This is a genomic window from Capnocytophaga sp. oral taxon 335 str. F0486, from assembly GCF_000277665.1.
Lineage (GTDB): Bacteria > Bacteroidota > Bacteroidia > Flavobacteriales > Flavobacteriaceae > Capnocytophaga > Capnocytophaga ochracea.
Map to the genome: position 1 here is coordinate 56,140 of NZ_AKFR01000036.1, position 9,631 is coordinate 65,770.

Annotated in this window: 10 protein-coding genes; 6 read left to right on the top strand and 4 right to left on the bottom strand. The window is 35.2% G+C overall.

Features of this window, described 5'->3' with window-relative positions:
• Positions 1-179 precede the first annotated feature (179 nt).
• The 3 genes from HMPREF1320_RS09835 to HMPREF1320_RS09845 all read left to right on the top strand — a co-directional run bounded on the left by HMPREF1320_RS09835 (position 180) and on the right by HMPREF1320_RS09845 (position 2,077).
• On the top strand, positions 180-701 hold the full coding sequence (locus HMPREF1320_RS09835; protein WP_009418549.1) for a hypothetical protein: 522 nt from the start codon (positions 180-182) through the stop codon (positions 699-701).
• Between the two features lie 21 nt (positions 702-722).
• Complete coding sequence (locus HMPREF1320_RS09840) at positions 723-1,289, top strand: hypothetical protein (RefSeq protein ID WP_034554514.1); 567 nt, start codon at positions 723-725, stop codon at positions 1,287-1,289.
• Positions 1,290-1,411: 122 nt separating this feature from the next.
• Complete coding sequence (locus HMPREF1320_RS09845) at positions 1,412-2,077, top strand: LysE family translocator (RefSeq protein ID WP_009418550.1); 666 nt, start codon at positions 1,412-1,414, stop codon at positions 2,075-2,077.
• Between the two features lie 118 nt (positions 2,078-2,195).
• On the opposite strand, the gene HMPREF1320_RS09850 is transcribed toward HMPREF1320_RS09845, so the two are convergent.
• Complete coding sequence (locus HMPREF1320_RS09850) at positions 2,196-2,708, bottom strand: OmpH family outer membrane protein (RefSeq protein ID WP_009418522.1); 513 nt, start codon at positions 2,706-2,708, stop codon at positions 2,196-2,198.
• Between the two features lie 705 nt (positions 2,709-3,413).
• Between HMPREF1320_RS09850 and HMPREF1320_RS09855 the strand changes: the two genes are divergently transcribed.
• Positions 3,414-3,917 carry a hypothetical protein gene (locus HMPREF1320_RS09855; protein ID WP_009418495.1) on the top strand — a complete coding sequence of 168 codons (504 nt, stop codon included), beginning with the start codon at positions 3,414-3,416 and terminating at the stop codon, positions 3,915-3,917.
• Positions 3,918-4,225: 308 nt separating this feature from the next.
• Here the strand turns inward: HMPREF1320_RS09855 and HMPREF1320_RS09860 are convergent, their stop codons facing one another.
• Both HMPREF1320_RS09860 and HMPREF1320_RS09865 read right to left on the bottom strand, forming a co-directional pair.
• Entirely contained in the window at positions 4,226-5,044 is an 819-nt protein-coding gene (locus HMPREF1320_RS09860) for a class I SAM-dependent methyltransferase (RefSeq protein WP_009418494.1), read from the bottom strand.
• Positions 5,045-5,159: 115 nt separating this feature from the next.
• The gene (locus HMPREF1320_RS09865) at positions 5,160-5,492 is read right to left on the bottom strand and encodes a hypothetical protein (protein WP_009418521.1); all 333 of its coding nucleotides are present in this window, start codon (positions 5,490-5,492) and stop codon (positions 5,160-5,162) included.
• A 181-nt stretch (positions 5,493-5,673) separates the two neighbouring features.
• Here HMPREF1320_RS09865 and HMPREF1320_RS09870 point away from each other — a divergent pair, with 181 nt between their 5' ends.
• Both HMPREF1320_RS09870 and HMPREF1320_RS09875 read left to right on the top strand, forming a co-directional pair.
• Positions 5,674-6,465, top strand: a complete 792-nt coding sequence (locus HMPREF1320_RS09870; RefSeq protein ID WP_009418519.1) for a hypothetical protein — start codon at positions 5,674-5,676, stop codon at positions 6,463-6,465.
• Positions 6,466-6,485: 20 nt separating this feature from the next.
• On the top strand, positions 6,486-7,193 hold the full coding sequence (locus HMPREF1320_RS09875; protein WP_009418547.1) for a WG repeat-containing protein: 708 nt from the start codon (positions 6,486-6,488) through the stop codon (positions 7,191-7,193).
• Here the strand turns inward: HMPREF1320_RS09875 and HMPREF1320_RS09880 are convergent.
• The gene (locus HMPREF1320_RS09880; RefSeq protein ID WP_034554517.1) at positions 7,186-9,438 is read right to left on the bottom strand and encodes a glycosyl hydrolase family 65 protein; all 2,253 of its coding nucleotides are present in this window, start codon (positions 9,436-9,438) and stop codon (positions 7,186-7,188) included. The genes HMPREF1320_RS09875 and HMPREF1320_RS09880 overlap by 8 nt on opposite strands.
• Positions 9,439-9,631: the final 193 nt, after the last annotated feature.

A 9,631-nucleotide genomic window follows, 5' to 3' on the forward strand; every position in this document is an offset into this window, starting at 1 on the left:
TATGACTGATATTGATATTCTTTCCTTTGGAGATATATTTTGTTGTTTTCTTCTATAAACAAAATATAGTGAGAATTTTTCCTTAAAAATAACTTTCCCTAACTGAGCTACGGGTTACTGTCTTCATAAAAAAGAACGTGCAAAAGAAATATTTTTATGAATTTAAAGAATGAATTAGTATGAAAGGGATAATAAAAATTTCGTTTTTTGTGCTATGTTTTATAGTAGCGTTAGTGTCTTGCTCTAAGGATAAAAATCAAGATCCATTGCAAGATTTGCAAAATAAGTCAATGACTTATGAGGACTTCTTTAAAACTGTTTCAGAAAAAGAAGTAAGTGTTCCAGAAGATAAGGTACTTTTTATCTCTTACGAATTTAATGCGAAAGATGAGACTATTACTTTATTGTCAAGTACTGAGGCTTTCCCCAGTGAAAAAGTAGTTTGGGATGCTATAGTTAAGCATTATGAACTTAAAACTTCTCGTGAAGGAGGAAAATATGATTATGTTGTAACTTGTGATAAAGGCTGGAGTAAAAAATGTGAAGCATATAGTTGTTTAGGTGTAGTTAAAAGTTGCTTGAATCAAGGAGGATGCGCAACTGTTTGTAAAGCTAATATGGTTTATATTCCAGACATTAAGGCTTTTTATATATCAGCTGATATTGATGAATTAGTGTCATCAAAAGTTGAAGGTCTTTAGTTAAATTTAAATTTTTACACTATGAAAAGAATATTTAAATTTTCATTTCTAATGGTATGCTTGAGCATAGCCTTTATATCTTGCTCTAAGGATAAAAATCAAGATCCATTGCAAGATTTGCAAAATAAGTCAATGACTTATAAGGAGTTCTTCGAAACTGTATCAGAGCAATCAGTAGACTTTGTTCCAAATGAGAAAGTATTACTTGTCTCATACAAATTAAACAAAGATGACAATACCATCACTTTCTTGTCAAGTATCATTGCTGAATCAAGCTGGGGTGTAGGTTTTGACGTTGCTGGTAAATATGAAGAGCAACAAGCTTCTCGCTCTGACAAAGAGACATATACAGTATCTTGTACAGGGGCTAAAGGTGGAGATTGGACAAAGGGTTGTAATGGAGATTATAGTTGTGGAAAGCTGCTTTACGATTGTGCTGAAGCTGGTGGTTGTGGAACTGTTTGCAAGACTTATATGGTCTATGTACCTGATGTAAGAGCTTTTTATCTTTCTAAAGATCTTGATGAATTGGTTGATTTGAAAGATGAAGAAACTCTAAAACAAGTAAATGAAATTATTAAGCCATAGTTAATAATTATCACAATACCAATAGAGTAGGGGAGAGGTATTAAAAACTTCTCCCTTATTTTTTGTGTTTCAGCAGTTTTTTAGTACTTTTGTGCAGTTAATCAAATTTTAGGTAGAAATAGATGTTTGCGGATGTATTGCTTGCATTACCTTTGGGCTTGTTGTTAGCTTTTACCATAGGTCCTGTGTTCTTTGTATTGCTGGAAACAGCCATTACCAAAGGATTTAGGGCAGCTATTGCTTTCAATGCAGGGGTAGTATTAGCCGATACAGTCTTCATTCTTATTGTCTATTTCACTACTAGCAGTCTGTTGCGTGAAATTAAGGACGATCCTAAGCTCTTCTTTGCTGGCGGACTCATAATGATAGCTTACGGACTCATCTCGTTCATCAAACTGAAAAAAGACTTCAAGAAAACAATAGATAACAAAGAGAATGCCTATCTGCAAGTAGCTGAAAAAGTGAACTATGTAGCCCTCTTTATAAAAGGTTTTCTACTGAATTTTATCAACATAGGCGTTTTAGGTTTTTGGTTGGGAATTATTATCGTTTTTGGTCCTAAGCTCGATATGAATGCCAGTAGAATATTGGTCTTTTTTACTTCTATTATCTTAGTATACTTTGCGATAGATATCTTTAAAATTCTCATTGCTAAGAAACTCAAAAACCGACTTACTGCTTTTCATATTTACAAAATTAAACGCGCGATTAGCATTATATTGTTAGTCTTTGGAGTTTTTTTGATACTTCAAGCATTCTTTCCTAACGTATTACAATTAACTGATTAAGTACAACTCGCACAAATAGTGTATAAAAAAACTTTGCCAAAAGTTGTAAGCCACGCGGGTCTTTACCTCTTGACAAAGTCTATTTTCTATTGCCTATGGCCTAATGTCTGTGGCCTTATTACTTCTTATCTTTGTATTGATTATTTAAGTATTCAGTAACTTCTTTGGTAATATCTTTTTTCTCAGTACCGTAGAGTACACTACCGCCGTCATTAGCACCAAGAATGAAAGTGTAACCTTTTTGTTTTCCGTACTCTTTAATATTTTTCTTCACTTTGCTGAGTAAAGAATCCATTTGAGTTTGGCTTTCCATTTGTATTTTTTGTTCCTCTTGTTGCAAATGTTGTTGCAATATTTGGCTTTTTTGCATCAGTTCGTTGTATTTTTTCTGAGCTATGTTCTGAGGGAGAGTTTTAGCCTGAGCGTCGAAAGCACGCGCTTCAGTTTGGAACGCCATTGAAATACTGTCGCGTTTTCGTTCGTAGGTACTAATTTGTCCTTTTAGTTTTGCCTCGATGTCTTTTTTTTCTTGATAGTCGTTTAGAAGTTTAGAGTTATCTACAAACGCCACCTTGTCGGTACAAGCAGTAAGGGCGAGCAGTGCTACGCCTGTTAAGATGAGTTTTTTCATTTTTATAATGTTTAATTTGAATTACGTGGCAAAAGTAAGAAAGTTTTACGTGTAAAAGAAATATTTTTTAATTTTGTTTTGGAAAAAGTTATTAATATTGAATAAAGTATAATATTCGTGTATGATGACCGTCACACATTTCCCCTCACAGAAGGGACAGAGAGGAGGTTTTAAAATTTATTATTGAGAGAGGAGAATACCTCATACAAGAAGAATTAAATGAAGAAGTAGCAAAAATTATAACTTACTGGTTATTATATAATTATATAAAATATATGAAATATATATGTTAAAATATTTGTGTATATGGATAATTTGTAGTAATTATGCACCGTAATTTTAGTTTATAAAAAGCGTTAGCTTATATTTCTATACTAAGGAAATCTGGTAAATTTTCAAAAACAGTGGTAGAATAAATAAGCGAGAACGCTCACGCTGATATAGCGTGGGCTTTTCTTTTATTTGTATCACTGTCATAGCTTTACCAGAGGCTCCTTAGTATATAGATAAAGGTTAAAAGTCCTCGCTTTTTTTGTTTTTTTATAATCTTTCATTTTTGGGACTTATTGAGTTAAAATAATCAATGCCTATGTAGAATGATTAATTTATTAACTTCGAATTACTTGTAATTTTAATTGTTTACAAGCTGACTAAAAGAGGAATCCGAAAATCTTATAGAGTAGGAAAAACAAAAATACTATCAATATGAAAACTATAGTATTAATTTTTTTAGCATTATTTTTTATACCATATAGTTATTCGCAAGATTATTATCAGTATAATCAGTATGGCATTCTACAAAAAGTAGGTACTTACCAGCAAAATAATTATAATAATAGTACTGATTATTATCAGTATAATCGATATGGTATTCCACAAAAAGTAGGTACTTATCAACAGAATAATTATAATAATAATACTGATTATTATAATTATAATCAATATGGTATTCAGCAAAAGGTAGGTACTTATCAGAAAAATAATTATAGTAATAGTACTGATTATTATCAATATAATCAGTATGGTATTCCTGAAAAAAAGCAAACCTATGAGAAAAATTATAATGGTGGGTACGATGTCTATGATTATGATCAATATGGCATCAAACAAAGATCTGGTACTTACGAAAAAAACTACAATGGTGGTTATGATGTATATAAATATAACCAATATGGTATCAAAGAAAAAGTAGGTACAATACAGCGGTAATAAAAAATCCCGAACATCTCTGTTCGGGATTTTTTATTTTTGTTTTTAGTCATTACACCTTGTTTCACGTGAAACATTTTACTACCTTCTTTTATCTTATATAAATTTATTCTATATCAGAAACAATCTTCTATAAGTGTACTTTATCAAAACTGACTTTATTACAGCTTGTTTTAAGTATTATTTTTTAAAAAGTAATAAAGTATAGGTTAATAGTTGAGAAGTCTTATAAAAACGTCTTATTTTAAGTTTTTACTATTTTTAGCTTCAGAAATATAAAAAAATAGACAATTTATAATTCTTATCTCTTATTTCTTACCTAAAACATAAATCTGCGATGAGTACTCTCCTTTCCTCCAACCATAATAATTTGAACGTACTCCGTTGATGAGACCTTTAAGAAAATGTTTCTTTCCTGTTTTATATTGCTCGGAAAGCATACTCACATAGAAGGCATCAAAAAGCATAGGGTGGGTGGCAAGCAACTCAAAACCTTCTTTGGCAAAAAGCTGTTCGATACTATCCTTAGAAAAATGCCATAAATGTCGGGGCACATCATAGGCTGCCCAGTAGGCTCCGTAGTGCTGTGCGTCCCACGAACGATAATTAGGTACAGCTATAACAGCTAAGCCATCTTCTTTCAGTAAGTTACTGATGAGCTGTATTTCTTGTGTTACATCGGGTACGTGTTCCAATACGTGCCACATAGTAATCACATCAAAAGAGTGGGGGAGGAGGTTACTAAAATCAGCTTGTAACAAAACTCCTTTTTCTTTTGCTTTGGTACGTGCTTTCTCGCTGGGCTCTATGCCCATAGTCTCCCAATGTGCACATTCTTTACCACTACGCACAAAGTCGCCTGTACCTGCACCTATATCAAGCAGACGAACATTTCCTTTTTTGTATTGTTTGATGAGTTTTATTTTGTGCTTTAAGTTATAACTTTTTACCCATTGGTAGAGTTTATCAAATAGTGTTTTGCGACTGTCTGTATGCGAAATATAACCCTCACTCTCATAGTATTTTTTAAGGTCATTAGGTAGGGGAGTAGTGCGGTAAAGTTTTAATACTGAATCATATACGAGGGTAAAATCCTCTTGTGATACGCTGTAATCTTTAATTGTCATTAGTTGTTAGTGTTTAGTCGTTAGTTACTACTTGTCAATTATCAATTGTGAATTATCAATTGATAATGTTCCACGTGGAACATTTCTTATATACTTACTTTTTGTCTTTTACTTGTTACCTTTTACCTCGTAAGAAAGCAAACAGTTTTCTCTTCTTCAAATATTCAAGGTTGTAATCATTCTCGTAGGCTTCACGTTCAAAGATGATATTATGGTAAGCTCTCTTCTTATCTTTATACTTAATATATTTCAGTATAAAATCTACAGCATACCATATATAGAAAAATATCACCAAGAGTTCTCGTTGCTGAGCTAAATGTATGCGTTCGTGGTTGATGAATTGTGCATCTTTCAATAGTTTTGGGTCATTAGTAAATATAAAAGGGTAGAGGGTAATACCACTAAAACCATTAGGTACTAAATATCTGTTTACTATAAACCGATTCATATAAATTAAAAGTATGCGGCAAAAGTAGTGAGAAAATAGCAGATAAACAAATGAGTTCTTAATTATCAATTCCCAATTCCCAATTCATAAATGTTCCACGTGGAACATTTATGAATTGAATATATAGCTTTATTTAAAAATATTTATTACCTTTGTCGGCGTAAAATAATAATATATCAGTATGAAAAAGTTTTTAATCCTGTTGTTATTTCCTTTTATCGGAATGGCACAAATTATCAATACTCCAGCTACACGTTTGGAAAAAGAACTCAATGGTAAAGCAAAAGCTCTTGTCGAACGTACTTATGACGTCTTTCAAGGTAATCTTAAACAAAAACGTCTTGCAACCGAAAATTATTATGAATTTAATGAAGAAGGAAATACCTTGCAGTTAGAACAAAAATATAGTGGTATTACTTTGCGTTACGACTATGTTTACAATGCTGAGCAAAAACCTCTACAAGTGAAAATATTGAGAATGGCTCACGGAGGTATACAGAGTTCTACAGGACTCTATGAATATAATAACCAAGGGCATTTAGTAACTTATCACACAGTGATAGGGGTAAGTGCTTCGCCTACACAAACCTATACTTTTAACAAGTGGGACGCCAACGGTAACCCTACCGAAGGTCTCTTAGTAACACCCAATAGCAAGGCGAAGGTATTGCAGGAGTTTGATAAAAATAACCAACGCACTTTGCTCAAAATGGTAACCGAAGGAAATCCACCTACCGAGATGCGCATCTCAGTGCGTTACGACCGTGAGGGTAGGGTAGTGGAACGCAGTATTGCTGAGGGAAACACTAAACCCGATGTAATGCATTATACATATGATAAAAAAGGTATTCCTACCGGCGTAAATAACCAGAAGTTTGAACATACTTTTGATAAGCAAGGTAATTGGGTTACTCGCATTGTATTCGTCAATGGATATATCGTAGGATTTACAGAAAGAGAAATAAAATACTAACATTAAAAATACATATACTTATGAAAAGACTATTTATTATTACTTTAGCTTTATTCTGTACGGCTTGTAATACCGATTGGCGCAGAAAATACGATGAGGTATATCCGTCCCAAAACGGAATTTCAATGGTAAGAAAAGATAATAAATACGGACTCGTAAATGCCGAAGGTACCGTCGTAGCTCCTTTGAAGTATGATTATATTAATATCTACCCTTCTGCCGGAATACCTTTTTATGATGTTACTATTAATAATTTATATGGGGTGATACGCCCTTCGGGTGAAGAACTCATTCCTGCTCAGTATAATTTTATTTCGTATTCCGAAGGTGTTTTTATTGTACAACTCAATGATAAGAAGAAACTCCTCAGTACTAATAACGAAACACTCACCCCTTGGTATGACGAAATAGACCTCTTTTTCGGTGGTCTGGCTCGCGCTAAACAAGGTAATAAGTATGGCTATTTAAATACTAAAGGTAAAGTAGTATTGCCTTTTGTATATGATGACGCTGATGATTTCAACGATAGTAAAAAGGCAATGGTGAAGTATAAAGGTAAATGGGGAATGATTGATAATCTCGGTAATACAATCATTCCTTTTGAATACGAACAGGCTGAACCCTATACTAAAAGCAATGAGGAATGGGAAGATTATTACTATATCCTCATAAAGAAAGGCAGAGAGGTAAATATAGATAAAGAAGGTAATCTTTTGTCATTTAAATAATCACTTCTTTTACCTCTCCTCTAAATATCACTTTAAACGATAAACGCTTCCATTGTTTAGGCAAGCGAGGCGTAAACGTTAGTGCACCGTTCTTTACACGCATACCAGCAAAACCCTCTACAATGCTGAGCCACGTGCCTGCCATCGAGGTGATATGTAACCCTTCGTGTACCTCCTTGTTGTAGTCGTCCAAATCAAGCCGAGCTGTACGTAGGTAGAGCGCGTAGGCTTCCTCTGTCTTCCCTAAGGCTGATGCGAGTACACTATGCACACAAGGTGAGAGTGACGATTCGTGTACGGTGAAAGGCTCATAAAACTCATAGTGCTTTTGGAGTTGTTCTTTGGTAAATCGCTCTTCAAAGAAATAAAACCCCTGTAACGTATCTGCCTGTTTGATATAAGGCGAACGCAATATCCTATCCCACGACCAATGTTGGTTGAGCGGACGCTCCTCAGTAGGAATGGTACTTACAGGTTTCAAGTCTTTATCCAAAAAACCGTCTTGTTGCAAGTATACATCATACTTTTCGCTATAAGGCAAGTACATATGTTCCACAATATCACTCCATTCCTTCAATTCTTTAATAGTCACCCATTGCTTTTCTCTCTTGTATTTTAGTGCCATAGTCGTTGCATAACTCAAACACCAAGAGGCAAGATAGTTTGTATAGAAATTGTTATTCACATTGTTTTCGTACTCATTAGGTCCTGTCACCCCTAAGATTACGTACTGTTTCTTTTCTTCTGAAAAATTGACTCTCTGTGCCCAAAAACGTGCAATAGCAATAAGCACTTCCATTCCATATTCTTTCAGGTACGACTCATCGCCCGTATAGCGTGTATAGTTATAAATTGCAAAAGCAATCGCCCCGTTGCGGTGTATTTCTTCAAAGGTAATTTCCCATTCATTATGGCACTCTTCACCGTTCATCGTTACCATAGGGTAGAGCGCAGCCCCGCCGGTAAAACCGAGTTTCTGGGCGTTTTCAATAGCTTGTGGCAACTGTTTATAGCGGTACAACAGCAGATTGCGAGCTACTTCCGCGCCTTTGGTAGCCATATAAAAAGGCAGGCAATAAGCCTCAGTATCCCAATAGGTACTACCACCGTACTTTTCCCCCGTAAAACCCTTAGGTCCTATGTTCAAATGGGCATACTTGCCCTGATACGTTTGGTTCAGCTGAAAGATATTAAACCGGATACCTTGTTGCGCTTTCTCATCACCTTCAATCACAATATCCGATGTCTCCCATATCGTCGCCCAATCTTCTTTCTGCATCTCCAATAACCCCTCAAATGTTAATGCCTGTGCGTCTCCCACCTTTTCCGTCCCTACATTCCCCCTTTGAAGGAAGTCCGCAAGAGCGGAGTATGTGATAGGGGGGATGTTTCTTTTAAAAGGCATATTTTTCTCTGTTCCTACATTCCCCCTTTGAAGGGGGGTAGGGGGGATGTTTTCCATTTCATCTCTCAAATACCCCCCAAACTTCTCAATACAAAAAACATCATTCTTCTTAACCTCTAAGTTGTAATACAACCCTATATAGTTCTCCTTTCTATTTTCTTTTCCACTGATATTCAGTTCTTTTTCTTCTATAAAAAGATGATTTTCCATAAAGGTTTGCACTTTAAAGGCAGTCTTTTTAGTTTCAGCAAGTATAGTAGCGCAGTTGTTTTCCGAATAAATTTCCAAAGTATTCCAAAAATGCTCGTCCCAGTTAGCATCATTATTCTTAATACCACTGTCTAAGTAACTTTCTATTTCTAAGGAAATATCACCGTTCAAAGGTGTAATTTCGTAACGTAAAGCCCCTACTTTATCATAACGCAACGAGAGCAAACGCACCACTTTTACAGCAATTTCCACACCGTTAGGGAGCGTAGCCGTAAATCTTCGCTCGTACCAACCCTCTTTCATATTGAGTTGTCGGCGGAAGTTTTTTACCTCCAAACAAGTATTTAAGTCTAATAGTTCCCCGTCTATTTTGATGTGTAGTCCTATCCAGCTGGGCGCATTGAGCACTTTGGCAAAGTATTCAGGGTAGCCGTTTTTCCACCAACCCACTCGGGTTTTATCGGGGTAATACACCCCACCGATGTAGCTCCCTTGAAGTGTATCGCCCGTATAGTCCTCTTCAAAGTTAGCGCGCATTCCCATAGCCCCATTTCCAAGGCTGAAAATACTTTCGTGTTTGGTAACCTCAGCTTTATTAAAGCCCTCTACGATGATGTTCCACATGTTCATAGCTATTAGTCTTCACAAGTTTAAAGTGCAAAGGTAGAAGATAATTAGCAAACAAGCAAATTTGTAAAATTAGCTCATAAATACCCTACCCAATAATGATTACTATTACACTTTTCCATCATACCTTCGCTTTTTTCTGTCTCCACATTCTCCCTTTCCGTCACCACATTCCCCCTCTCCTTGGGAGAGGGAC

Coding starts and splice junctions, on each gene's coding strand:
- HMPREF1320_RS09835 (WP_009418549.1), top strand. CDS start 180: ATGAAAGGGATAATAAAAATTTCGTTTTTTGTGCTATGTTTTATAGTA.
- HMPREF1320_RS09840 (WP_034554514.1), top strand. CDS start 723: ATGAAAAGAATATTTAAATTTTCATTTCTAATGGTATGCTTGAGCATA.
- HMPREF1320_RS09845 (WP_009418550.1), top strand. CDS start 1,412: ATGTTTGCGGATGTATTGCTTGCATTACCTTTGGGCTTGTTGTTAGCT.
- HMPREF1320_RS09850 (WP_009418522.1), bottom strand. CDS start 2,708: ATGAAAAAACTCATCTTAACAGGCGTAGCACTGCTCGCCCTTACTGCT.
- HMPREF1320_RS09855 (WP_009418495.1), top strand. CDS start 3,414: ATGAAAACTATAGTATTAATTTTTTTAGCATTATTTTTTATACCATAT.
- HMPREF1320_RS09860 (WP_009418494.1), bottom strand. CDS start 5,044: ATGACAATTAAAGATTACAGCGTATCACAAGAGGATTTTACCCTCGTA.
- HMPREF1320_RS09865 (WP_009418521.1), bottom strand. CDS start 5,492: ATGAATCGGTTTATAGTAAACAGATATTTAGTACCTAATGGTTTTAGT.
- HMPREF1320_RS09870 (WP_009418519.1), top strand. CDS start 5,674: ATGAAAAAGTTTTTAATCCTGTTGTTATTTCCTTTTATCGGAATGGCA.
- HMPREF1320_RS09875 (WP_009418547.1), top strand. CDS start 6,486: ATGAAAAGACTATTTATTATTACTTTAGCTTTATTCTGTACGGCTTGT.
- HMPREF1320_RS09880 (WP_034554517.1), bottom strand. CDS start 9,438: ATGAACATGTGGAACATCATCGTAGAGGGCTTTAATAAAGCTGAGGTT.